The organism is Agromyces arachidis (assembly GCF_052805135.1).
The window spans coordinates 535,030-557,083 of record NZ_JBRBDK010000001.1; the positions used below are offsets into that span (position 1 = coordinate 535,030).

General features: G+C 72.6%; 24 protein-coding genes. 12 read left to right on the forward strand and 12 right to left on the reverse strand.

Annotated elements, in window-relative coordinates; all coding sequences use genetic code 11:
* Positions 1-12: 12 nt before the first annotated feature.
* The 3 genes from ACUY4T_RS02560 to ACUY4T_RS02570 are packed head-to-tail and all read right to left on the reverse strand — an operon-like array spanning position 13 to position 1,489.
* Entirely contained in the window at positions 13-861 is an 849-nt protein-coding gene (locus tag ACUY4T_RS02560) for an SURF1 family cytochrome oxidase biogenesis protein (protein WP_446017315.1), read from the reverse strand.
* On the reverse strand, positions 858-1,115 hold the full coding sequence (locus ACUY4T_RS02565) for a hypothetical protein (RefSeq protein WP_446017413.1): 258 nt from the start codon (positions 1,113-1,115) through the stop codon (positions 858-860). The genes ACUY4T_RS02560 and ACUY4T_RS02565 overlap by 4 nt, the downstream gene beginning before the upstream one ends.
* On the reverse strand, positions 1,115-1,489 hold the full coding sequence (locus ACUY4T_RS02570; protein WP_446017316.1) for a DUF3099 domain-containing protein: 375 nt from the start codon (positions 1,487-1,489) through the stop codon (positions 1,115-1,117). Before ACUY4T_RS02570 ends, ACUY4T_RS02565 begins: the two co-directional genes overlap by 1 nt.
* 142 nt (positions 1,490-1,631) lie before the next feature.
* Here ACUY4T_RS02570 and ACUY4T_RS02575 point away from each other — a divergent pair, with 142 nt between their 5' ends.
* On the forward strand, positions 1,632-2,342 hold the full coding sequence (locus ACUY4T_RS02575) for a beta-ketoacyl-ACP reductase (RefSeq protein ID WP_446017317.1): 711 nt from the start codon (positions 1,632-1,634) through the stop codon (positions 2,340-2,342).
* 59 nt (positions 2,343-2,401) lie between these two features.
* Here ACUY4T_RS02575 and serB read toward each other — a convergent pair whose 3' ends face one another.
* Entirely contained in the window at positions 2,402-3,064 is a 663-nt protein-coding gene (gene serB, locus ACUY4T_RS02580) for a phosphoserine phosphatase SerB (RefSeq protein ID WP_446017318.1), read from the reverse strand.
* Positions 3,061-4,308: a glucose-1-phosphate adenylyltransferase gene (gene glgC, locus ACUY4T_RS02585; RefSeq protein ID WP_446017319.1), complete on the reverse strand. Its 1,248-nt coding sequence runs from the start codon at positions 4,306-4,308 to the stop codon at positions 3,061-3,063. Before glgC ends, serB begins: the two co-directional genes overlap by 4 nt.
* A 78-nt stretch (positions 4,309-4,386) precedes the next feature.
* Here glgC and glgA point away from each other — a divergent pair, with 78 nt between their 5' ends.
* The 3 genes from glgA to ACUY4T_RS02600 all read left to right on the forward strand — a co-directional run bounded on the left by glgA (position 4,387) and on the right by ACUY4T_RS02600 (position 6,774).
* On the forward strand, positions 4,387-5,577 hold the full coding sequence (gene glgA, locus ACUY4T_RS02590; protein WP_446017320.1) for a glycogen synthase: 1,191 nt from the start codon (positions 4,387-4,389) through the stop codon (positions 5,575-5,577).
* 52 nt (positions 5,578-5,629) lie between these two features.
* Positions 5,630-6,418 (forward strand): ABC transporter ATP-binding protein, encoded by a 789-nt coding sequence (locus ACUY4T_RS02595; RefSeq protein ID WP_446017321.1) that lies wholly within the window; start codon positions 5,630-5,632, stop codon positions 6,416-6,418.
* A 107-nt stretch (positions 6,419-6,525) separates the two neighbouring features.
* Complete coding sequence (locus ACUY4T_RS02600; RefSeq protein WP_446017322.1) at positions 6,526-6,774, forward strand: type B 50S ribosomal protein L31; 249 nt, start codon at positions 6,526-6,528, stop codon at positions 6,772-6,774.
* A 139-nt stretch (positions 6,775-6,913) separates the two neighbouring features.
* Here the strand turns inward: ACUY4T_RS02600 and ACUY4T_RS02605 are convergent, their stop codons facing one another.
* Complete coding sequence (locus tag ACUY4T_RS02605; RefSeq protein WP_446017323.1) at positions 6,914-7,408, reverse strand: hypothetical protein; 495 nt, start codon at positions 7,406-7,408, stop codon at positions 6,914-6,916.
* Positions 7,409-7,492: 84 nt separating this feature from the next.
* A complete protein-coding gene (locus ACUY4T_RS02610) occupies positions 7,493-8,194 on the reverse strand; it encodes an exonuclease domain-containing protein (protein ID WP_446017324.1) in 702 nt (233 codons plus the stop codon).
* A 61-nt stretch (positions 8,195-8,255) separates the two neighbouring features.
* On the opposite strand from ACUY4T_RS02610, the gene ACUY4T_RS02615 reads away from it, so the two are divergent.
* Both ACUY4T_RS02615 and ACUY4T_RS02620 read left to right on the forward strand, forming a co-directional pair.
* Complete coding sequence (locus tag ACUY4T_RS02615) at positions 8,256-9,167, forward strand: alpha/beta fold hydrolase (protein ID WP_446017325.1); 912 nt, start codon at positions 8,256-8,258, stop codon at positions 9,165-9,167.
* Positions 9,164-10,249 (forward strand): glycosyltransferase family 4 protein, encoded by a 1,086-nt coding sequence (locus ACUY4T_RS02620; protein ID WP_446017326.1) that lies wholly within the window; start codon positions 9,164-9,166, stop codon positions 10,247-10,249. Before ACUY4T_RS02615 ends, ACUY4T_RS02620 begins: the two co-directional genes overlap by 4 nt.
* A 5-nt stretch (positions 10,250-10,254) precedes the next feature.
* Here the strand turns inward: ACUY4T_RS02620 and ACUY4T_RS02625 are convergent, their stop codons facing one another.
* Both ACUY4T_RS02625 and ACUY4T_RS02630 read right to left on the reverse strand, forming a co-directional pair.
* Positions 10,255-10,896, reverse strand: a complete 642-nt coding sequence (locus tag ACUY4T_RS02625) for a histidine phosphatase family protein (protein ID WP_446017327.1) — start codon at positions 10,894-10,896, stop codon at positions 10,255-10,257.
* Positions 10,893-11,675, reverse strand: a complete 783-nt coding sequence (locus ACUY4T_RS02630; RefSeq protein ID WP_446017414.1) for a Sir2 family NAD-dependent protein deacetylase — start codon at positions 11,673-11,675, stop codon at positions 10,893-10,895. The genes ACUY4T_RS02625 and ACUY4T_RS02630 overlap by 4 nt, the downstream gene beginning before the upstream one ends.
* Positions 11,676-11,834: 159 nt before the next feature.
* On the opposite strand from ACUY4T_RS02630, the gene ACUY4T_RS02635 reads away from it, so the two are divergent.
* Together ACUY4T_RS02635 and ACUY4T_RS02640 are read left to right on the forward strand one after the other, a co-directional pair.
* Positions 11,835-12,632 carry a TrmH family RNA methyltransferase gene (locus tag ACUY4T_RS02635; RefSeq protein ID WP_446017328.1) on the forward strand — a complete coding sequence of 266 codons (798 nt, stop codon included), beginning with the start codon at positions 11,835-11,837 and terminating at the stop codon, positions 12,630-12,632.
* 23 nt (positions 12,633-12,655) lie between these two features.
* Complete coding sequence (locus ACUY4T_RS02640; protein WP_446017329.1) at positions 12,656-13,942, forward strand: D-alanyl-D-alanine carboxypeptidase family protein; 1,287 nt, start codon at positions 12,656-12,658, stop codon at positions 13,940-13,942.
* On the opposite strand, the gene ACUY4T_RS02645 is transcribed toward ACUY4T_RS02640, so the two are convergent.
* The gene (locus ACUY4T_RS02645; RefSeq protein WP_446017330.1) at positions 13,939-14,742 is read right to left on the reverse strand and encodes an SGNH/GDSL hydrolase family protein; all 804 of its coding nucleotides are present in this window, start codon (positions 14,740-14,742) and stop codon (positions 13,939-13,941) included. The two genes, ACUY4T_RS02640 and ACUY4T_RS02645, sit on opposite strands and share 4 nt — an antisense overlap.
* 104 nt (positions 14,743-14,846) lie before the next feature.
* Here ACUY4T_RS02645 and ACUY4T_RS02650 point away from each other — a divergent pair, with 104 nt between their 5' ends.
* Positions 14,847-16,667, forward strand: coding sequence for a DEAD/DEAH box helicase (locus ACUY4T_RS02650; protein ID WP_446017331.1), 1,821 nt, complete (start codon positions 14,847-14,849; stop codon positions 16,665-16,667).
* 40 nt (positions 16,668-16,707) lie between these two features.
* Positions 16,708-18,120, forward strand: coding sequence for a DHA2 family efflux MFS transporter permease subunit (locus tag ACUY4T_RS02655; protein WP_446017332.1), 1,413 nt, complete (start codon positions 16,708-16,710; stop codon positions 18,118-18,120).
* Here the strand turns inward: ACUY4T_RS02655 and ACUY4T_RS02660 are convergent.
* Entirely contained in the window at positions 18,066-19,301 is a 1,236-nt protein-coding gene (locus ACUY4T_RS02660) for a trans-sulfuration enzyme family protein (RefSeq protein ID WP_446017333.1), read from the reverse strand. The two genes, ACUY4T_RS02655 and ACUY4T_RS02660, sit on opposite strands and share 55 nt — an antisense overlap.
* 107 nt (positions 19,302-19,408) lie before the next feature.
* On the opposite strand from ACUY4T_RS02660, the gene ACUY4T_RS02665 reads away from it, so the two are divergent.
* Entirely contained in the window at positions 19,409-19,885 is a 477-nt protein-coding gene (locus ACUY4T_RS02665) for an Lrp/AsnC family transcriptional regulator (RefSeq protein ID WP_446017334.1), read from the forward strand.
* A gap of 165 nt (positions 19,886-20,050) precedes the next feature.
* On the forward strand, positions 20,051-21,145 hold the full coding sequence (locus ACUY4T_RS02670; protein WP_446017335.1) for a VIT1/CCC1 transporter family protein: 1,095 nt from the start codon (positions 20,051-20,053) through the stop codon (positions 21,143-21,145).
* A gap of 25 nt (positions 21,146-21,170) precedes the next feature.
* Here ACUY4T_RS02670 and ACUY4T_RS02675 read toward each other — a convergent pair whose 3' ends face one another.
* A complete protein-coding gene (locus ACUY4T_RS02675) occupies positions 21,171-22,046 on the reverse strand; it encodes a DUF3097 domain-containing protein (RefSeq protein ID WP_446017336.1) in 876 nt (291 codons plus the stop codon).
* Positions 22,047-22,054: the final 8 nt, after the last annotated feature.

Consider the following 22,054-nt stretch of genomic DNA (forward strand, 5'->3'; position numbering starts at 1 on the left):
ATGCCGCGGTGCTCAGCGCCGGTCGAGGATCTCGTCCTCGACGTCGGCGTCGCTGCGGCCGCGGCGCGGCGCCGGAGCGCGCGTGCGGTCCGCGGGCCTCCGGCCAGTGCCGGAGCGGTCGGCGCCGTCCGCCGCGAGCGTCTTCCGCTCCTGGTTCGCGAACCAGCCGAGCGCGACGAAGCCCATCAGGGCGAACACGAACCACTGCAGCGCGTACGAGAGGTGCGGCCCCTCGTCGCGTACGGGACGGGGGAGCGCGATCGGCGGGTCGGAGGCCTCCGACCTGGACTGGACGAGGATGCCGTAGGCGCCCGTGTACGTCGGCTCGTCGATGCGCTCGGCGAGCTCGCCGAGGTCGATCGTCGCGAACTCCGCGCCCGAGGACGTCCGCCCGGCGATCGTCTGCTCGCCGGCCTTGAGCCGCGCGGCGACCTCCACCCGGCCGTCCGGCGCCGGCGGCACCTCGGAGGGACGCCCGGACGAGTCCTGCGGGATCCAGCCGCGGTCGACGACGAACACGGAGCCGTCCTCGAGCCGGAGCGGGGTCAGGACCTCGAAGCCCGTGCTGCCGCCCATCGGCCGGTTGCGCACCACGACCTCCTCCTCGTGCAGGTACTCGCCGGACAGCGCGACGACCTGCCACCGCTGGTCGATGTCGAACGACTCCGGGTCGGGCAGCGCCTCGGCGACCGGGACCGGGTCGGCGTCGTAGTTCGCGTCGATGCGCGCGACCTCGGCGAGGGCCTCGGCTCGACGGTTGAACTGCCAGGTTCCGAGCGCGGCGCAGGCGATCGCGAAGATCACGACGAGTGCGAGGTAGCCCGCCCATCTCGGGGAGGCGAGGAAGCGCCATCCGCTCACGCCGCACCGCCCTCCGCGCGGGACGACGGCTCGGCGTCGTCCGTCGGCGACTCGAACGGCCGGACCTCCAGGGGGAAGGATCGCGCCGCGAGGAAGTCGCGGAGGTACGCCACGTGCTCGTCGCAGGCGAGCCAGGTCTTGACCCGGTCGCCGGTGTGGATGCGCGGATTGCGCCAGTCGATGCGCCACGTCGCGGGGTCGTGGCACCCCGCGCGGGAGCAGCCGCCCGCGGGGGCGGCGCCGAGCGAGCCGATCACGCGGCGTCCCCCTCGGGGCGCGCCTGGCGCGGTTCGTCGTCGGGGGCGCCGCGGAAGCGCGGGTCGCCGTCCTCGGCAGGGTCGTCGTGCACGTCGTACTCGGACGGTTGCAGCGGCACGAGCCCGCCGGGGCGCGCCACCTCGTCGACGCGACGGACCGTTCCCACGTTCGCGACGACCACCGCGAAGTAGGGGAGGAAGATCGCTCCGGCCGCGAACACGAGGATCCACCAGCCCTGCGCGAACAGCAGGGCGAAGATGCACGCCACGCGGATCCCCATCATGACCGAGTACTTGATCATGCGGGCCCGCCGCTCGTCGTCCGGCGATGCGGGCAGCGAGGTGATCGACTGGGTGGGCTGCTGCTTCATGGTGATCGCCGGGGCTGGCGGCGCTCCTCACCTCCAAGGGTACGTCCGATGCAGCGGCCGATGCCGCGTACACGGCAACCTCTATGCTGGGACGGGCCGATCGGCCCTCGACGTTCATCCCCCGGAAGAGACGGAGTCCGCCATGACCACGAGCCGCACCGTGCTGGTGACCGGAGGCAACCGCGGCATCGGATACGCCATCGCCGAGGAGTTCGTCGCGCAGGGCCACCGCGTCGCCGTGACCGCCCGTTCCGGCGAGGGGCCGGCGGGCGCCCTCACGGTGCACGCCGACGTGACCGATTCCGCGTCGATGGACCGTGCCTTCAGCCAGATCGAGGCGGAGCTCGGCCCGGTCGAGGTCGTCGTCGCGAACGCGGGCATCACCCGCGACACCCTCCTCATGCGCATGAGCGAGGACGAGTTCACGAGCGTCGTGGACACGAACCTGACCGGTGCCTTCCGGGTCGTCAAGCGGGCCTCGAAGGGCATGCTCAAGGCGCGCTTCGGCCGCATCGTGCTCATCTCGAGCGTCGTCGGGCTGTTCGGCGGGGCGGGCCAGGTGAACTACGCGTCGTCCAAGGCCGGCCTCGTGGGCATGGCACGGTCGATCACGCGCGAGCTCGGCGCCCGGAACATCACGGCCAACGTCGTCGCACCGGGCTTCATCGAGACGGACATGACCGACGCGCTGCCGGCCGAGCAGCAGGCCGAGTACAAGAAGAACATCCCCGCGGGCCGATTCGCCACGCCCGCGGAGGTCGCCAGGGTCGTCGCCTGGCTCGCCGGCGACGACGCGGGCTACATCTCGGGCGCCGTCATCCCCGTCGACGGCGGCCTCGGCATGGGGCACTGAGCCCGCAGAACCCGGTGACGACCTCCTGCTGAGGGGGCGCCGCTCGAACGCGGTGCGCGCTATCCGCGCAAGCCGGCGAGGGCGAGCACGCCGCTGAGGTCGACCCGGTCGATCGCGACATCCGCCTGCGCCCGCACGACGGGCTTCGCGCAGAAGGCGACGCCGAGCGCGGCGCGGTCCAGCATGCGCAGGTCGTTCGCGCCGTCGCCCACCGCGATGGTCCGCGAGACCGGGGTGCCGGATGCCGCGGCCCACTCCTCGAGCGCGCGCCGCTTGGCCTCGGCGTCGACGATCGCGCCCTGCACGCGGCCGGTGAGTCGGCCGTCGGCGACCTCCAGGCGGTTCGCCCGGCAGAAGTCGAGCCCCAGCCGCTCGGCGAGCGGATCGAGCAGTTCGTGGAAGCCGCCGGAGACGACGGCGACACGACCGCCCGCGGCGTGCACCCCGTCGATCAGCTCGTGCACGCCGGGCGTCGGCGTGAGCCGCGCACGGGCGGCCTCCACCTCCGACACGGGCAGCCCGGCGAGCGTCGCGACGCGTTCGCGGAGGCTCGCGGCGAAGTCGAGCTCGCCGCGCATCGCGCGCTCGGTCACCGCGGCGACGTGCTCGAGGCTGCCGGCGGCCCCGGCCAGCAGCTCGATGGCCTCCTCGCGGATCAGCGTCGAGTCGGCGTCGAGCACGACGAGCAGGCCGCCCGGGCGGCCGTCGGCGCCGGCCCTCACGAGGCCCGGACGTGCGAGCCCTTGCCCACCACGGTGACGCCGCTCTCGGTCACGACGAAGCCGCGCGCCAGGTCCTCCGCCCGGTTGAGGCCGATGTGCGCCCCCTCCTCGACGACGACCTCCTTGTCGAGGATCGCGCGGCGCACGGTCGCGCCCGCCTCGATCCGCGCGCGGTCGAACAGGATCGAATCGGACACGTTCGCCCCCGACCCGACGATGGCCCACGGTCCGAGCACGCTGCGTTCGACGTGGGCGCCCGAGATCACCGACCCGAGCGAGACGATGGAGTCGATCACCGTGCCGAGCGATCCACGCGCGTCGCGCGTGAACTTCGCGGGCGGCGAGTTGACCTGCTGGCTGAAGATGGGCCACTCGCGGTTGTAGAGGTTGAATACGGGCAGCACCGAGATCAGGTCCTGGTGGGCTTCGAAGAACGAGTCGATCGTTCCCACGTCGCGCCAGTAGTACCGGTCGCGGTCGGTCGACCCCGGCACGTCGTTCCGCTTGAGGTCGTACACGCCCGCGTTGCCCTGCGCGACGAAGGCGGGGATGATGTCGCCGCCCATGTCGTGGCTCGAGTCGGTCCGCTCGCCGTCGCGCAGCACCGCGTCGATGAGCGCGTCCGCGTTGAAGACGTAGTTGCCCATCGAGGCGAACACCTCGTTCGGGGAGTCGGGCAGGCCCTCCGGGTCGCTCGGCTTCTCGAGGAAGCGGTGGATGCGGTCGGGGTTGTCCTGGTCGACCTCGATCACGCCGAACTGGTTCGCGAGCGAGATGGGCTGGCGGATCGCGGCCACCGTGGCATCCGCCCCGGACTCGATGTGCGCCTGGATCATGTCGCTGAAGTCCATGCGGTAGACGTGGTCGGCGCCGACCACGACGATGATGTCGGGCTGCTCGTCGTAGATCAGGTTGAGGCTCTGCAGGATGGCGTCGGCCGAGCCCGAGAACCAGCGCTTGCCGAGTCGCTGCTGCGCGGGCACCGATGCGACGTAGGAGCCGAGCAGGCCGTCGAGGTGCCATGTCTGCGACACGTGCCGGTCGAGGCTGTGGGACTTGTACTGGGTGAGCACCACGATCTGGCGGAGTCCGGAGTTCACGAGGTTCGAGAGCGCGAAGTCGATGAGCCGGTACTGGCCGCCGAACGGCACGGCCGGCTTCGCCCGATCCTCCGTGAGGGGCATCAGGCGCTTGCCTTCGCCGCCTGCGAGGACAATGCCGAAGATCTTGCGGTTCGCCACCATGTGCCCAGCGTAGTCAGACGGATGCCGCGGGGGACAGGTGGTTGACGGCGCGTGACCCGAACGGGCTAACGTTGCCGCATGCGCGTCGACCTGCTCACCCGCGAGTACCCGCCCGAGATCTACGGAGGGGCCGGGGTGCACGTCGCCGAACTGGTCCGCGCACTCCGCCGCGACACCGACGTGCGGGTCCGCTGCTTCGGCGCACCGCGCGACGAGGAGGGCACCACCGGCTACGGGACGCCGGCCGAGTTCGCCGAGGTGAACGCCGCCCTGTCGACGATGGGCGTCGACCTGCTGATGGCTGCGGATGCCGCCGGCGCCGACCTGGTGCACTCGCACACGTGGTACGCGAACTTCGCCGGGTTCACCGCGAAGAAGCTCCACGGCATCCCCCACGTCGTCACGGCGCACAGCCTCGAGCCCCTCCGGCCGTGGAAGGCAGAGCAGCTCGGCGGCGGATACCGGGTGTCGAGCTGGGTCGAGCAGACCGCCTTCGAGGACGCGGACGCGGTCGTCGCGGTGAGCGACGGCATGCGCCGCGACATCCTCCGGTCCTATCCCGGCATCGACCCCGACCGCGTGTCGGTGGTGTACAACGGCATCGACCTCGCGGACTGGCGTCCGAACGACGACCCCGACCTGGTCCGCTCGCTCGGCGTCGACCCCGACCGTCCCTCGATCGTCTTCGTCGGCCGCATCACCCGCCAGAAGGGCCTGCCCTACCTGCTGCGAGCGGCGCGGTCGCTGCCGGCCGACGTGCAGCTGGTCCTGTGCGCGGGCGCCCCGGACACGCCGGAGATCATGGCCGAGGTGTCGGGCCTCGTCGCCGAGCTCGCCGAGACCCGTGAGGGCGTGGTCTGGATCGACCGCCACCTGCCGCGACGCGAGCTGACGGCGCTGCTCACCTCGGCGACCGCCTTCGTCTGCCCGTCGGTGTACGAGCCGCTCGGCATCGTGAACCTCGAGGCGATGGCGTGCGGCGCCGCGGTCGTCGGCACCGCCACGGGCGGCATCCCGGAGGTCGTCGACGACGGCGTCACGGGCGTGCTCGTGCCCATCGAGCAGCACGACGACGGGACGGGGACGCCGCTCGATCCGGACCGGTTCGTCGCCGATCTCGCCGAGGCCCTGACCCGGGTCGTCAGCGAACCGGTCCGCGCGCGGGAGATGGGGGCGGCGGGCCGCCTGCGCGCGGAGCAGCACTTCGCGTGGGACGCGATCGCGACGGCCACCCGGCAGCTCTACGACCGCGTGCTCGCAGGACGCTGAGCCCTCCACGGGTGCGCGGGCGGGCTCCGTCGATCCCACTAGCATGGGGGGCATGGCGTCTACGGTTCTGCAGTTCCAGCATGTGTCGGTGGTCCGCGATGGCAATGCGATCCTCGACGACATCGACTGGAGCGTGGGGTCCGACGAGCGCTGGGTGATCCTCGGGCCGAACGGCGCCGGCAAGACCACCCTCCTGCAGATCGCCGCCGCGGCCATGCACCCGACGAAGGGCTCGGTCGAGGTGCTCCAGGAATCGCTCGGCAAGACCGACGTCTTCGAGCTCCGGCCGATGATCGGGTTCGCCTCCACGGCGATGGCGCGTCGCATTCCCAAGAACGAGACGGTGCTCGACTCCGTCCTGACCGCCGCGTACTCGGTCACCGGCCGCTGGAACGAGGAGTACGAGTCGATCGACGACCGTCGCGCCCAGCGCGTGCTGAAGGAATGGCAGCTCGAGGGGTTCGCCGACCGCCGCTTCGGCAGCCTGTCCGACGGTGAGCAGAAGCGCGTGCAGATCGCGCGATCGGTGATGACCGACCCCGAGCTGCTGCTGCTCGACGAGCCGGCGGCATCGCTCGACCTCGGCGCGCGCGAGGAGCTCGTCGAGCTGCTCGGCGGCTACGCCTCGTCGGAGTCGTCGCCCGCCATCGTGATGGTGACCCACCACGTCGAGGAGATCCCGAAGGGCTTCACGCACGCGATGCTGCTCGCGGACGGCCGGATCCGCGCGGCCGGTCCGATCGCCGAGGCGCTCACCTCCGAGACGCTCACCGGGACCTTCGGCATGCCGATCGAGCTCGCCGAGCAGGACGGCCGGTACACGGCGCGCGCCGCGCGCTGACGCGTCATCCGTGCACCTCTGCTAGACTCGTGTGCTGGCCCGACGGCCGACATGCTTTCCCTGCCCGCAGGCGGGGCGATACCGAATCCGATCAACAAGGAAGTCCCATGAAGACCGACATCCACCCCGCCTACAACGCCGTCGTCTTCCGCGACCTCGCTTCGGGCGAGACGTTCCTCACCCGTTCGACGGTGACGAGCGACAAGACGATCGAGCTCGACGGTGAGACCTACCCGGTCATCGACGTCGAGATCTCGTCGGCGTCGCACCCGTTCTACACGGGCAAGCAGCGCATCATGGACTCGGCCGGCCGCGTCGAGAAGTTCAACCAGCGCTTCAAGAACTTCGGCAAGTAGTCACTGCCGCGAAGCGAGGGCCCTGCCGGTAGGCGGGGCTCTCGTCGTATCCGGCCACTCGGCGAGTTGCCGATTGCGCCGGAAATGTCGCGCCGGTACCCGCCGGAAGTGGCAATTCGCCACGTCGGCACAAGACGGCTCAGGCGTCCGGCGCCGGAGCGGTGACGTGGAGGTAGCGGGCCGACTCGTCGATCGCGGCCAGCTGCGCCTCGTGCGGCGTGATCCGGCCCGCGTCGAGGTCGCCTCCGATCTCCAGGAAGCGTCGTGCCTCACCGGGGTCGGCGTCGCCGATCACCCCGCGGGACCAGTCGAGCAGCTCGCGCACCGAGATGCGGTCGCGCAGCAGCAGCGCGGCCAGCGCCCGCATCGCCATCGGACGCGTCTCGGGTGCGGGGTCGGGCACGGGCAGGCCGAGGTCGGCGAGGGCGCGCTCCAGGGCCGCCCGCAGCTCCCAGGCCTCGTCGGCGTCGGAGAGCCCGGCGAGCTCGTGCAGGTCGGGTGCGTCGACGCCCGCCACGACCGCCTCGACCGCGGCGTCGATGAGGAACGCGGGGGGACTGTCGCCGACGAGCCAGAGCGCACTCGCCTCGGCGAACGCGTCGATCGCGGATCGGTCGTCGGTCGATGCCGTCATGGGACACAGCGTCGCAGACGGACGGTGATCGCGCGACGGTCGTTCGTCCCGAACCCGTGACGAAGGGAGGCGGCCGAGTCGGCCTCAGCGCAGCGGCCACGCTCCGGACGTCGTGAACTCGGGCTCGCCGTTGGCGCGGCGCCACTGCTGGTAGCTCTCGGCCTGCTCCCGGCACCAGTCGACCTGCCGGGCGTGCAACTCGGCGACGGCGGTCGCGGCGAGCTCCGGGAACGCGCGGGCGATGGCCTGCGCCACCCGCCCGGCGGCGATCGCATCGGCGCCGGCATCGTGCGCCGCCGTCAGCTCGACGCCGTAGTGCGCGCAGGCCGCCGTGAGCGTGCGCTTGCCGCGCCGGTACCGGTCGACGGCCTTGTCGATCACGAGCGGATCGACCACGTACGCCGGGCCGCGGAAGGCGTCGTGGCCGTACCGCTCGGCCTCGCGATGGAGCACCGACAGGTCGTAGGCGGCGTTGTAGGCGACGATCGGCAGCCCGCGCGCCGCCGCATCCGTCAACGTCTCGACGATCTCGGCCACGGCCTGCGCCGCCGGGATGCCCTCGAGGCGGGCCTGCTCGGTCGTGACGCCGTGGATCAGCGTCGCGGCCGTGGGGATCTCGACGCCCGGATCGACGAGCCACTGGCGCTGCTCGAGCACCTCGCCCTCCCGGCCGATGACGCCCAAGTGGGCGGTCACGATGCGGCACGAGTCGATGTCGATGCCCGTCGTCTCGAGGTCGAAGACCGCGAGCGAGTCGGCCCAGCATGCGGCGGGGGAGTGCTCCATGCCCGCCACGGTATCCACGCCCTCCGACAGCGCTCAGGCGCCGCGCCGTAGGATGTCCGGGATGATCGCCTCACCGTACGCCGACGAGCTCGCGCGCATCCCGGTCCGCGAACACCACGCCACGATCGCGGGCAGCGACACCGCGTGGTGGGAGTACGGCGACGCCGACGCGCCCGTGATCGTCATGGTGCACGGCTTCCGCGGCGATCACCACGGACTCGAGCCGATCGTCGCGAAGCTGCCCGGCTATCGGGTCATCGTGCCCGACCTGCCCGGATTCGGCGAGTCGTCGACCTTCGCCGGAGCCGACCACGACATCGACGGCTACGCGACCTGGCTCGCCGCCTTCGTCGAGGCGTCCGGGGCGACGGATGTCGCGGCTCGCGCCGCCGGCGGGTACACGCTGCTCGGGCACTCCTTCGGCTCGATCGTCGTCTCCGCCGCGGTCGCCGCCGGGCTCGAGCCGGGCCGGCTCGTGCTCGTGAACCCGATCGGCGCCCCCGCGCTCGACGGCCCGCGCGCGATCATGACGCGACTCGCGATCGGGTACTACCGCGCCGCGGCCGCGCTTCCGGAGCCCATCGGGTTCGCGCTGCTGCGCAACCGCGCCATCGTCCGGGTGATGAGCGTGACGATGGCCAAGACCGAGGAGCCCGCGCTCCGCCGCTACATCCACGACCAGCACGACCGGTACTTCTCCGCGTTCGGCGATCGCGACGCGGTGCTCGCCGCGTTCCGGGCATCGGTGAGCCACGACGTGCGCGAGTACGCGCCGGCCATCCACGTGCCCGTGCTCATGATCGTCGCCGAGAAGGACGACATCACCCCGCTCGCCGCCCAGCACCGGCTGGCGCCGCTGTTCGACCACGGACGGATCGAGGTCATCGCCGGGGTCGGCCACCTCATCCACTACGAGACGCCGGCCGAGGCCGCGGGCCACCTTCGCGCGTTCGTCGAGGAGGGGCTCGCGTGAGGCTCGTCGTCGACTGCCGGTACGTCCGCGTCGGTCACCACGACGGCATCAGCCGGTTCACGGCCGGACTCGTGCGCGAGCTCGGCCGGCGGCATCCGCTCACCATGCTCATCAGCGACCACCGCCAGCTCGACAAGCTGCCGCCGCTGCCTTGGGAGCTCGTCAGCGACCCGACCAGCATGCGCGAGCCGTGGGTGGCGCGGCAGGTGCGCAAGCTCGAGCCGGACGTCGTGTTCTCCCCGATGCAGACGATGGGCTCGTGGGGGCGCGACTACCGGCTCGTGCTCACGCTGCACGACCTCATCTACTACGAGAACCGCACCCCGCCGCGCGACCTGCCGGCGTTTGTGCGCGGGCTGTGGCGGCTGTACCACCTCGCGTGGTGGCCGCAGCGGATGCTGCTGAACCGGGCGGACGCGGTCGTGACCGTCTCGGAGACCACCGCCGGGCTGATCAAACGGCACCGGCTCACCGACCGGCCCGTCACGGTCGTCCCGAACGCGGCCGACGAGCTCGGCGTGCCGCGGTTGCCGCGCACCCGCCCGGAGCACGGTCGGCTCGTGTACATGGGCTCGTTCATGCCGTACAAGGGCGTCGACACGCTCGTCCGGTCCGCGGCGCAGCTCCCCGACCACGAGCTGCACCTGATGAGCCGGATCCGTCCCGAGGAGCGCCGTCGCCTCGAGCGGCTCGCCCCGGGAGCCCGCCTCGTCTTCCACGACGGCGCGACCGACGCCGAGTACGCCGAGGTCCTCGGCGGCGCGAGGGCGCTCGTCACGGCGTCCAAGGCCGAGGGGTTCGGGATCCCGCTCGTCGAGGCGATGCGCCTGGGGACCCCGGTGGTCGTGAGCGACATCCCGATCTTCCGCGAGATCGGCGGCGACGCCGCGTCGTACTTCCCGCCCGACGACCCGGCCGGGCTCGTCAGCGCCGTGCGCGCGCTCGAGGCGCCGGGCGAGTGGGAGCGGCGCTCCGCGGCATCCGTCGACGCGGCCGCGCGGTTCACCTGGAGCGCCTCCGCGGAGCGGCTGCTCGAGGTGCTGCGCGACGTCGCCGACGGCGGACCGCGCCGGCCGCGCTGAGCCGGTCAGTCGCTCCCGGTCGCGGCCCGGAGGTCCAGCGCATCGGTCGCGACCAGCTCCAGGCGCGGGCCGGCGACCCGCACCACGTGCACCGACCCGTTCGCGACGGCGCCGCTCGGCAGGCTCGAGCGCTCCTCCAGGTGCAGCAGCAGCGACTGGATGACGCCCCCGTGCGTGACCGCGACGACCGCGCCTCCCGGATGCCGGGCCGCGAGGGCGAGCAGCGACGGCACCGCCCGCGACACGACGGACATGCGCGATTCGAGGCCATCGATCGCGCCGGCGCCGGCCTCGTGCCGGAGGCGTTCCTCTCGCGTGAGCCCCTCGAGCACGCCGTGCCGTCGCTCCGCGAGCGCCGGGACCGTCGCCGGACCGGCGAGGCCCAGCCGCCCGGCGATGATCGACGCGGTCTCCGCCGACCGCGAGAGCGGACTCGTGACCACCGCGTCCCACGGCGAGCACGCCAGCCGCTCGGCGGTCGCGCGCGACTGCGCCCGTCCGCGCTCGTTCATCGGGATGTCGGTCGAGCCCTGGATGCGCCCCTCGCGGTTCCAGTCCGTCTCGCCGTGGCGCACCAGGGCGATCGTCGCCGCGGGGGCGTCGACGACCGACGCAGCGGCATCCGGCCGCCAGAGGCGCACGATCATGCGCCGAGCGCCTGCGCCATCGCGGTCAGCGTCTCGGTCGCCCCCGCGTCGAGCTTCACGGTCGCGCGGGAGTCGCCCTTGGTCAGGCCGCGGTTGACCACGACGATGGGGATGCGGCGACGCCGGGCGATCTCGAGCAGGCGCACGCCCGAGTTCACGACCAGCGACGAGCCGGCCACGAGGAGCACGTCGGCGCGCTGGACGAGCGCGGCCGCCTGACGGTACACCGGCGTCGGCACGAACTCGCCGAAGAACACCACGTCGGGCTTCAGCACCCCGCCGCAGACCGTGCACTCCGGAACGACCATGGACTCGACGTCGTCCACCTCGGCGTCGCCGTCCGGGTTGACGCGCGCGGGGCGCGTCAAGTCGAGGTGCGGGTTCAGCAGCTCGAGCCGATCGGCGATCGACTGCCGCGCGAACATCTGGCCGCAGGCCAGGCACGTCACGCGATCCGACGCCCCGTGCAGCTCGACCACGTGCGTGCTGCCGCCCTTGCGGTGCAGCCCGTCGACGTTCTGCGTCACCACGCCGGAGACCACGCCCGCGGCCTCGAGGCCGGCGAGCGCGCGGTGCCCGTCGTTCGGGCGCGCGGCCGCGAAGGCGCGCCACCCGAGGTGGCTGCCCGCCCAGTAGCGCTTCCGGGCCGTCTCCGACGAGAGGAAGGTCTGCACGGTCATCGGATTGCGCACCGGCGCGCCCTCGCCCCGGTAGTCGGGAATGCCCGAATCGGTGCTCACGCCCGCGCCGGTCAGCACGGCCACGCGCGCGCCGCGCATGAGCCCGATCGCCTCGTCGAGCAGCGCGTCGCGCGACGTCGGCGCCTCGATGCCTGTGACCACACGGCTCCCTTCGACGGTGCTGCGGTTCCCAGAGTCTAAACACCGCGCATTATCGGAATGTTTCCGCGGGCTGGCAGGCTGGTCGTCGGAGGGCAGATGCGAATCGAACGAGTCCGCGATGCGGCATCCGACACCGTCGTCGACTACGCCCGGCTGACGGATGTCGCGCTGCGATCGATCACCGAGCCCGAACGCGGCATCTTCATCGCCGAGTCGGCCAAGGTCATCCGGCGCGCCATCGACGCGGGGTGCACGCCGCGCTCGGTGCTGATGGAGGAGAAGTGGCTGCCGGGGCTCCGCGACGCCCTCGACCCCTTCGACATCCCCGTGCACCTCGCCGATCCGGCCGAGCTCGAGGCGATCACCGGCTACCGGGTGCACCGGGGGGCGCTCGCGGCGTTCGAGCGGCCGGCGCTGCCGGATCCCGCCCGGCTCCTGGCGGCATCGCGCCGCGTCGTGATCCTCGAGGACATCGTCGACCACACCAACGTCGGGGCGATCATCCGATCCGTCGCCGCGCTCGGGGCCGACGCCGTGCTGGTCACGCCGCGCTGCGCCGACCCGCTGTACCGGCGGAGCGTCCGGGTGAGCATGGGCACCGTCTTCCAGGTGCCGTGGACCCGACTGCCCGAATGGGACGAGGCGCGCGCCCTGCTGTCGGAGCACGGGTTCGCGGTCGCCGCGCTCGCCCTCGCCGACGATGCCGTCATGCTCCGCGACCTGGCCGCCGATCCGCCCGAGCGGCTCGCGCTCGTCCTCGGCGCCGAGGGCGACGGCCTCTCGGACCGGGCGCTGGCCGCGGCCGACACGGTCGTCACCATCCCGATGGCCCACGGCGTCGACTCGCTGAACGTCGCCGCCGCGGCGGCCGTGGCCCTGTACGCGCTCGCCTAGCGAGGGCCGGTATCCTGCAACGGATGTCTCGCACGCTCGACCCGGCCCCGCCCGCGGCACCCACGACCCCGCCCCGGCCCTCGCCCCAGGTGTACCGCCGCCGACGGATCGCCGTCTTCGGCACGCTCGGCGTGCTGCTCGCCGCGCTCGTGGGGGGCGGCGCCTACGCGGCGACGACGCTCACGGCGCCCGTGCCGGCGTCGACGCCCGCGGTGGTCGACCCGGCGCCGGTCGCCGCGCCGCCGCAGGCCGTCACCGAGCCCGGCTTCGGCGCCTGGGCGGTCGGAGCCGTCGGATTCGACGGCGCACTCGCCGCCGGCGGCGAGACGACGCCCCTGCCCATGGCGAGCATCGCCAAGGTGGTGACCGCGCTGGTCATCCTCGAGGAGCACCCGATCCCGGCCGGCGAGGGCGGGCCCGGCATCGCATACACCGAAGCCGACATCGACCTCTACTGGGACATGGTCGCCCAGAACGGGTCCGTCGCCCCCGTGGCGGCGGGGTCCACCCTGAGCCTGCGGCAGAGCCTCGAGGCCATGATGCTGCCCTCGGGCAACAACTACAGCATCTCGCTCGCGCAGTGGGCGTTCGGCTCGGTCGACGCCTACGTGGAGCGGGCGCGGGCGTGGGTCGCCGAGCACGGCCTCGCGAACACGGTCATCGCCGACACGAGCGGCCTCTCGCTCGAGAACACGAGTACCGCCGCCGACCTGGTCCTGCTCGGCGAGCTCGCGCTCCAGGACCCGACGCTGTCGGAGATCGTCGCGACGAAGCAGGTGGACATCCCCGGTCTCGGCACGCTCGAGAACTCGAACAAGCTGCTCGGGACGCACGGTGTCGACGGCATCAAGACCGGCACGACCGACGACGCGGCGAACCTGCTGTTCTCCGCCGACGTGCCCGTCGGCGACGGGTCGGTCACCCTGGTGGGCGTGCTGCTCGGCGGTGCGAACCATCCGCAGGTGCGCGAGGGCGTCGCGGCCATGATCGACACCATCGCCCCGGGCTTCCACGAGGTCGTCGCCCTCGAGGCCGGCGCCGGCCTGGCCACCTACGAGACGCCGTGGGGCGACACCGCGACGGCACGGGCGACCGAGGGCGCGACGGTCGTCGTCTGGTCCGACACCCCGGTCGACGTCGCCGTGACGGCCGAGCCCGTCACCCTCGCCGCGGACGGCACCGGCGCGGGCACGGCGGTCGTCACCGCCGGCACGCAGCGCATCGAGGTGCCGCTCGAGCTCGACGGGACGCTCGACGACCCGGGTGCGTGGTGGCGCCTGACCAACCCCGGCGCCCTCGACGGGGACTAGTCCTCGACCTCGCCGACCGGAGGGACCGCGTACGGGCCGGCATCCGGTCGCTTCGCGGTGATGAGGTCGCCCGACGACTGGTGGCGGATGCGGCGGATGACCCACGGCACGAGGTACTCGCGCGCCCACGAGAGGTCCTGCGTGCGCGCCTGCCGCCACGAGTGCTGGGGGAGCGGCTCGGGCTTCATCGGCTCGAGGTCGTTCTCGACGTTGAGCGCGCGCAGCACCATGCGCGCCACCTCGTGGTGGCCGAGCGAGTTCAGGTGCAGGCGGTCCCGGTCCCACATCCGCTGGTCCTGGATCTCGGCGAGCGCCCACTGGTCGGCGACGATGCAATCGTGCTTCTGGGCGATCGCGCGCAGGTTCTCGTTGTAGATCGCGACCTTGCCGCGGATGCCGCGGAACACCGGCGAGAAGCCCACGTCGACGCCGGTGAACAGCACGATCGTCGCGCGGTCGCGGGCGAGGCGTTCGATGGCGTACTCGAAGCGCGCCGCGATCTCATCGGGGTCGGTGCGCGGGCGGATCACGTCGTTCCCGCCCGCCGAGATCGTGATCAGGTCGGGGCGCAGCTCCAGCGCGGGCTCCAGCTGCTCGTCGATGATCTGCTGGATCAGGCGACCACGGATGGCGAGGTTCGCGTACGCGAAGTCCTCGGTGCCGCGCGAGAGGACCTCGGCCACGCGATCGGCCCAGCCGCGATGGCCCCCGGGCAGGCCGGGCTCGGGGTCGCCGATGCCCTCCGTGAACGAGTCGCCGATCGCGACGTACCTCGACCAGGGATGCTGCTGGGTGACCATCCCTCCATTCTGCACAGGCCGCGGACCTCCGCGCCGCTCCACGCGGTGCACGTCCGTGCGGGGTGCGGCATCCGTGTCGGGCGTCTCGACTACAGTGCTGCAGAGTGAGCAACGCGACCCCCACCGGCCATCACCTGCCGGGCACCTCGGCCGCCGAACACCTCTCACCCTCCTTCCCGGCCCGTGCGCCGTGGGGAACCGCCTCGAAGCTGCGCGCCTGGCAGGCCGAGGCGCTGGACCGCTACTTCGAGCACGAGCCGCGCGACTTCCTCGCCGCGGCGACGCCCGGCGCGGGCAAGACCACCTTCGCGCTGCGCCTGGCCGCCGAGCTGCGCGCCCGTCGCACGATCGACCGGATCACGGTGGTCGCTCCGACCGACCACCTCAAGCGGCAGTGGGCGGACGCGGCGGCCCGGGTGGGCATCCGGCTCGATCCCGGGTTCCGCAACGCCCACGGACGCTCCGCTCGGCACTACCACGGCGTGGCCGTGACCTACGCGCAGGTCGCCGTCCGCCCGGCGCTGCACCGCGAGCTCACGCTCTCCGGGCGCACGCTGGTGATCCTCGACGAGGTGCACCACGGCGGCGACACGCTCTCGTGGGGCGACGCGATCCGCGAGGCGTTCGAGCCCGCGACGCGACGGCTCTCGCTCACGGGCACGCCGTTCCGCAGCGACACCGCGCCCATCCCGTTCGTCGACTACGCGCCCGACGCGAAGGGGATCCGCGTCTCCCGGACCGACTACGACTACGGCTACGGGCGCGCCCTCCAGGACGGCGTGGTCCGCCCCGTGCTGTTCATGGTCTACGCAGGCAGCATGCGATGGCGCACCAAGGCCGGCGACGAGATGGAGGCGCGCCTCGGCGAGGACGCCACGAAGGACATCCACTCGGCGGCCTGGCGCACCGCGCTCGAGCCGACGGGGGAGTGGATCCCATCGGTGCTGCAGGCGGCCGACCGGCGGCTCACCGAGGTGCGGCACGCCATCCCCGACGCGGGCGGACTCGTCATCGCGACCGACCAGTCGATGGCGCGCGCGTACGCCGAGATCCTCGAGCGCGTGTGCGGCGAGCGAGTGACCGTCGTCCTCTCCGACGAGAAGGAGGCGTCCGGCAGGATCGAGGAGTTCTCGCAGGGCACCAGCCGGTGGATGGTCGCGGTGCGCATGGTCTCCGAGGGCGTCGACGTGCCGCGGCTCGCCGTCGGCGTGTACGCGACGAGCTCGTCGACGCCGCTGTTCTTCGCCCAGGCGATCGGCCGGTTCGTCCGCGCGCGGCGCCGGGGCGAGACGGCCTCGGTCTTCCTGCCGAACGTTCCCGTCCTCATGGCGCTCGCGGGCGAGCTGGAGCGGCAGCGCGACCACGCGCTCGACCGGCGTTCCGGCGACGGCGACGACGATCCGGGCCTCGAGGACGGCCTGCTCGAGTCGGCGAACCGCGACGAGAAGGCCTCCGACGAGCTGCAGGCCGAGTTCACCTGGCAGGCCCTGGGCTCGCATGCCACGTTCGATCGCGTCGTGTACGACGGCACCGACTTCGGCACGTTCGCCGAACCGGGTAGCGACGAGGAGCTCGACTTCATCGGACTGCCGGGCATCCTCGAACCCGACCAGGTGGCCGAGCTGCTGCGCCACCGCCAGGCGCGCCAGGCCCGGCGCGCGTCCGACCGGCGCAAGCACGCGGCATCCGCCGAGGAGGAATCGGACGGTCACGCCGAGCCCGTCGCGCTCTACCGCACACTGAAGGAGCAGCGCGCACTGCTCAACAGCCTCGTCGGCCTGTACGCGCGGCAGACCGGTCAGGCGCACTCGCTCGTCCACGCCGAGCTGCGTCGCGCCTGCGGCGGACCGGAGGTCGCCCACGCGACCGTCACGCAGCTGCAGTCGCGCATCGAGATGCTGCGCAAGCGCCTCTCGGGTCGGTGAGGTCGTCGGGTCGTCGGGGCACCGGCGTAGCATGGCGCGCATGGAGCGTCGGACCCGCGTGCTCGTCATCGCGATCGTCGTCGCGTTCATCGCCTTCCTCGACGGCGCGGTCATCAACATCGCCCTGCCGGCCATCGAGGCGGACCTCGGCGGTGGCCTGGTACTGCAGCAGTGGGCCGTCGACGCGTACCTCCTGACCCTCGGCTCGCTCATCCTCCTCGCCGGCTCCCTGTCGGACTCGTTCGGCCGGCTCCGGATCCTGCGCGTCGGCCTGTACGGGTTCGCCGTCACCTCGGTGGTGTGCGCGATCGCGACGGAGGGCGGCGTGCTCGTCGTCGCACGGGCGCTCCAGGGCGCGTCCGGCGCCCTGCTGGTCCCGAGCTCGCTCGCGCTCATCATCGCCCACTTCCCGCAGTCGGAGCAGGGACGCGCGATCGGGCGCTGGACGGCGTGGACCACGAGCGCGTTCCTCGTGGGGCCCATCCTCGGCGGGGCACTGGTCGACCTCGTCTCGTGGCGGCTGGTGTTCGCCATCAACGTGGTGCCGATCGCGATCGTGCTCCTGCTGATGCGCCGCCTGGGGCGTGACGAGGCGAACCCCGACCGCGCCCGCATCGACTGGCTCGGCGCCGCGCTCGCCGTCGTCGGGCTCGGCGGCACCGTGTTCGCGCTGATCGAACTGAACCGACTGGGCTGGACCGACCCGCTCGTGTTCGTGCCCGGGGTCGGCGGCATGCTCGCGCTCGTCGCGTTCGTGCTGTGGGAGCGGCGGGCTCGCGCCCCGCTGCTGCCGCTGACGCTGTTCCGGGCGAGGAACTTCGCGGCCGGCAACCTCGCCACCTGGTTCATCTACGCCGCGTTCATGCTCGGCCTCTTCGCCCTGCCCATCCTGCTCCAGCAGGTCGGCGGGTTCTCGGCCACGCTCGCCGGGCTCGCGACGCTTCCGCCGACCGCCATGCTGGTGCTGCTCGGATCGTGGTTCGGCACGCTCGGCGGACGCTTCGGGCCCCGGATCTTCATGACGCTCGGGCCGGTCGTCGTCGCCGCGGGCTACCTGCTGACCCTCGCGATCGACCTGCCGGTCGAGTACTGGTGGCAGGTGTTCCCCGGGATGGTCGTGGTCGGCCTCGGCATGGCCATGACCGTCGCACCCCTCACCTCGGCGATCCTCGGCGCGGTCGATCCGGCGCGAGCGGGCATCGGCTCGGCGGTCAACAATGCCGTCGCGCGCATCGCCGGCCTGGTCTCGGTCGCGTCGATCGGGGTCATCGTCGGCGGGGAACTGGACATCGCGGGCTACCGCTCGGTCGCGATCGTCCTCGCCGTGCTGCTCGTCATCGGCGGCGCCGTGTCGTGGATCGGGATCCGCAACCCGGCGCCGCCGGACGACGAGGAGGTTCAGCCGGCGACGTCGACCGAGACGCCCTCCTCCGAGGACCGCCCGAGGTCCTGAACCTCGGCGGCGGCGTCGAGCGCCGCCATCAGGTCGGCCGTCAGGTCGTCCACGTGCTCGAGGCCGATGGACAGTCGCACGACGCCGGCGTTCGGCTTGGCGTGCGCGGCGACGGGGCGGTGCGTCAGCGACGCGGGGTGCTGCACGAGCGAGTCCACGCCGCCGAGCGACACCGCGTGGGTCACGAGCTCGCACGCCTCCGTGAACCGGCAGGCCGCGTCGTATCCGCCCGCCAGCTCGAGCGCGATGATCGATCCGGGGCCCGACATCTGGTTGCCGATCAGCCCCTGCGGGTCCTGTCCCGGCAGGCCGGGGTAGAGAACGCGGGCGACGGCCGGGTGCGCCTGCAGGCGACGCGCGAGCTCACCGGCGGTCTCCTGCTGCGCCCGCACGCGCACCGGCAGGGTGCGGATGCCGCGGTGGAGGAGGTAGGCCCCCATCGGGTGGAGCAGCCCGCCCGTCAGCGCGCGGACGCGGCGCAGCTTCTCGACCCACTCGATCGGGCCCGCGACCACGCCGCCCATGGCGTCGCCGTGTCCGCCGAGGTACTTGGTCGCGCTGTGCATCACGAGGGTGGCGCCGTGCTCGAGCGGGCGCTGCAGCACGGGAGTGGCGAAGGTGTTGTCGACCAGGAGCGGCACGTCGCCCGCGGCCTCCGCCGCACGCCGGAGGTCGATCAGCTCGAGGGTGGGGTTCGCGGGCGTCTCGACGATCACGAGCCCGGTGTCGGGCCGGATGGCGGCGGCGATGCCGTCGACGTCCGTCCAGGTGACCTGCGTGCCGAGCAGGCCGCTGTCGAGCACGTGGTCGGACCCGCCGTAGAGCGGGCGGACGGCCACCACGTGCGGGCGTCCGTCGGAAACCGTGGCGATGAGCGTCGCGGCGAGCGCGGCCATGCCCGTGCCGAACGCCACCGCGCCGTCGGCTCCCTCGAGGTCGGCCAGCGCGGTCTCGAACCGGGCGACGCCGGGATGCCACAGCCGCTGGTAGACGGCGGACCGGCCTTCGGTGAGGCATCCGCCCGTGGCGAGCTCCTCGTAGGACATTCCGCCGTTCTCGACGTCGCCCAGCGGGTTGGTCGTGGAAAGATCGATGGTGGGAACGTGCGAGCCCTGCTCGTGCACGCCCTCCATGCCGCCGTGGACGGCTCGGGTCTCGAAGTTCGACATCGGTGTCAGCATGGTCGCAGATTACAGAATCTGTGGCGTTACCGATTCTTGACTGAAGAAGCTTGCGAATCATCCCACTGAATCGCAGAATCTTCTGAATAGGCGAGAGGATCACGCTCATGGCGCAGAAAGCCGAACTCGACCGCGTCGACCGTGCGCTGCTCGCGGCGCTGTCGAAGAACGCCCGGGCCTCCGGTGCGGCGCTGGCCGCTGAGGTCGGCGTCGCGGAATCGACCGTCTCGCTCCGACTCCGACGGCTGCAGAGCCTCGGCACCGTGCGCGGGTACCGGGTCGACGTCGACCTCGCCTCGCTGGGCGTCTCGCTGCAGGCCCTGATCGCGATCCGGCTGGTCAAGCACGACCGCAGCGAGATCGACGCCTTCCGCAACACCGTGCCGCACCTGCCCGGGGTGCTCGGCGTCTTCCACATGGCCGGTGCCGAGGACTACCTGCTGCACGTGGCGGCGCGCGACGCGGAGGAGCTGCGTCAGTTCGTGCTCGCGCACCTGACGGGTCACCCCGCGGTGGCGCACACCGAGACCAACCTGATCTTCGAGTACGCCGATGGCGACGGATGGCAGAAGCTCGTCGGCTGAGCGCCATCGCCCAGGCGGTTCGGCACTCCGAAATGCTGCCAATCCCGCGGTCCCGGGTCCCCTCGAGGCGTCCGCGCCGCTAGCCTTTCGGAGGCCCGTGGGGCCGACACGCGATGAGGCGGGGCATCGGCCGCATCGGCCGTCCCCGCGACGGGATGGAGCCGAATGACCGCCGACGAGCCCCAGGGCGCACCCGCCGATCGGGCGCGATGGAAGCGCTACCTCGCCGACGAGCGCGCCGAAGCGGCCGTGTACCGCGAACTCGCCGCCCGACGTGAGGGCGAGGAGCGCGAGATCCTGCTCGCCCTCGCCGCGGCCGAGGGACGTCACGAGGCGCACTGGCTCGCGCTCCTCGGAGGCGACGACGACGGCATCCCGCGCGCCGACATCCGCACCCGCATGCTCGCCGGGCTGGCGCGACGATTCGGCTCGATCTTCGTGCTCGCGCTCGCGCAGCGCGCGGAGTCCCGTTCGCCGTACGCCACCGACCCGCACGCGACCGCCGCGATGGCCGCGGACGAGCGCATCCACGGCGAAGTGGTCCGCGGCCTGGCCGCTCGCGGGCGGCGGCGCCTCGCCGGCACGTTCCGCGCCGCCGTCTTCGGGGCCAACGACGGCCTGGTCTCGAACCTCGCACTCGTGCTGGGCATCGGCGCGACCGGCGTTCCCGCCCCAGTGGTGCTCTTCACCGGCATCGCGGGGCTCCTCGCCGGCGCCCTGTCGATGGGCGCGGGAGAGTACGTCTCGGTGCGATCCCAGCGCGAGCTGCTGGAGGCCTCCGCCCCCGACCCGACCGCGCGCGACGCGCTCGTCGACCTCGACATCGACGCGAACGAGCTCGCCCTCGTCTACCGGGCGCGGGGCATGGCCGAGCAGGACGCGATCGAGCAGGCGGCGCTCGTCGTCGCCCGGGTGCAGGCCGCGGGGCGCACGCCCGCGCCGACGGATGCGATCGGCATCGTGGAGCACGACGACGAGGCCGTCGGGACCGGCATGAGCGCGGCCGTCTCGAGTTTCCTCTTCTTCGCCTCCGGCGCGCTCATCCCCGTGCTCCCGTGGATCCTCGGCCTGTCCGGCACGGCGGCGATCATCGCCGCCACCGTGCTCGTGAGCATCGCCCTGCTCCTGACCGGCGCGACCGTCGGCCTGCTCTCGGGCGCATCCCCGCTCAAGCGTGCGCTGCGCCAGCTCGCGATCGGCCTCGGCGCCGCCGCGGTCACCTACCTGCTCGGCCTCGCCTTCGGCACCACCATCGGCTAGGAGCGCCGAGGCTCCGCGGCGACGGTCACCCGGCCGTGCCAGCGGTGACGAAGTCGATGAGCTCCTCGACCCGGCCGAGGAGGGCGGGCTCCAGGTCGCCGTACCCGCGCACCTGCCCGAGGATGCGCTGCCAGGCCCGGGCGATGTCGGCCTGGTCCTCATGCGGCCAGCCGAGCGCCGCGCAGACGCCGTGCTTCCACGACGTCCCGCGAGGGATGACCGGCCACGCCTCGCGCCCGATCCGGGCGGGCTTGACTCCCTGCCACACGTCGATGAACGGATGGCCCACGACGAGCACGTGGCCGCGATGGCGCCCGCGCATGACGGCGTCGGCGATGCGCTGCTCCTTCGATCCGGCGACGAGGTGATCGACGAGGACGCCCACCCGTCGACCCGGACCGGGCCGGAACTCGTCGAGGACGGCGGCGAGGTCGTCGACGCCCTCGAGGTACTCGACGACGACGCCCTCGACGCGGAGGTCGGCGCCCCAAATCTTCTCGACGAGCTCGGCGTCGTGCCGGCCCTCGACGAAGATGCGGCTCGGTAGCGCGACCTTCGCCGGGCTACCCGGCTCGACGGCGTACGACCCGGACGCCGTGCGGACCCGCCCCTGGGGTGCCGTCGCCTTCGGCGCGACCAGGCGGACGGGCTCCCCGTCGACGAGGAAGCCGTGGCCGAGCGGGAATATGCGCGTGCGACCGTGCCGGTCCTCGAGCGTCACGGTCTGCTTCTCGACGGCGACCACGGCGCCGCAGTACCCGTCGGCCGCGAGCTCGACCACCAGGTCGCGGGTCGCCGGGACCTCCGGGATCGTGCGCCGGCCGGCGGCACGCCAGTCGCCGGCGAGCACGTCCTGGCCGTAGCGGTCGGGGCCGAATCGGTCGTTCGAGGCTGGGGGCACCCGCCGAG

What these genes read in the sequence shown, in the direction of transcription:
- ACUY4T_RS02610 (WP_446017324.1), bottom strand. Translation starts at nt 8,194, where the DNA reads ATGGAGCACTCCCCCGCCGCATGCTGGGCCGACTCGCTCGCGGTCTTC.
- ACUY4T_RS02660 (WP_446017333.1), bottom strand. Translation starts at nt 19,301, where the DNA reads ATGCTGACACCGATGTCGAACTTCGAGACCCGAGCCGTCCACGGCGGC.
- ACUY4T_RS02595 (WP_446017321.1), top strand. Translation starts at nt 5,630, where the DNA reads ATGGCGTCTACGGTTCTGCAGTTCCAGCATGTGTCGGTGGTCCGCGAT.
- ACUY4T_RS02600 (WP_446017322.1), top strand. Translation starts at nt 6,526, where the DNA reads ATGAAGACCGACATCCACCCCGCCTACAACGCCGTCGTCTTCCGCGAC.
- ACUY4T_RS02625 (WP_446017327.1), bottom strand. Translation starts at nt 10,896, where the DNA reads ATGATCGTGCGCCTCTGGCGGCCGGATGCCGCTGCGTCGGTCGTCGAC.
- ACUY4T_RS02635 (WP_446017328.1), top strand. Translation starts at nt 11,835, where the DNA reads ATGCGAATCGAACGAGTCCGCGATGCGGCATCCGACACCGTCGTCGAC.
- ACUY4T_RS02665 (WP_446017334.1), top strand. Translation starts at nt 19,409, where the DNA reads ATGGCGCAGAAAGCCGAACTCGACCGCGTCGACCGTGCGCTGCTCGCG.
- ACUY4T_RS02605 (WP_446017323.1), bottom strand. Translation starts at nt 7,408, where the DNA reads ATGACGGCATCGACCGACGACCGATCCGCGATCGACGCGTTCGCCGAG.
- ACUY4T_RS02630 (WP_446017414.1), bottom strand. Translation starts at nt 11,675, where the DNA reads ATGCGCGGCGCGCGCGTGGCCGTGCTGACCGGCGCGGGCGTGAGCACC.
- ACUY4T_RS02570 (WP_446017316.1), bottom strand. Translation starts at nt 1,489, where the DNA reads ATGAAGCAGCAGCCCACCCAGTCGATCACCTCGCTGCCCGCATCGCCG.
- ACUY4T_RS02645 (WP_446017330.1), bottom strand. Translation starts at nt 14,742, where the DNA reads ATGGTCACCCAGCAGCATCCCTGGTCGAGGTACGTCGCGATCGGCGAC.
- ACUY4T_RS02640 (WP_446017329.1), top strand. Translation starts at nt 12,656, where the DNA reads ATGTCTCGCACGCTCGACCCGGCCCCGCCCGCGGCACCCACGACCCCG.
- ACUY4T_RS02615 (WP_446017325.1), top strand. Translation starts at nt 8,256, where the DNA reads ATGATCGCCTCACCGTACGCCGACGAGCTCGCGCGCATCCCGGTCCGC.
- ACUY4T_RS02670 (WP_446017335.1), top strand. Translation starts at nt 20,051, where the DNA reads ATGACCGCCGACGAGCCCCAGGGCGCACCCGCCGATCGGGCGCGATGG.
- ACUY4T_RS02655 (WP_446017332.1), top strand. Translation starts at nt 16,708, where the DNA reads ATGGAGCGTCGGACCCGCGTGCTCGTCATCGCGATCGTCGTCGCGTTC.
- glgC (WP_446017319.1), bottom strand. Translation starts at nt 4,308, where the DNA reads ATGGTGGCGAACCGCAAGATCTTCGGCATTGTCCTCGCAGGCGGCGAA.
- glgA (WP_446017320.1), top strand. Translation starts at nt 4,387, where the DNA reads ATGCGCGTCGACCTGCTCACCCGCGAGTACCCGCCCGAGATCTACGGA.
- ACUY4T_RS02575 (WP_446017317.1), top strand. Translation starts at nt 1,632, where the DNA reads ATGACCACGAGCCGCACCGTGCTGGTGACCGGAGGCAACCGCGGCATC.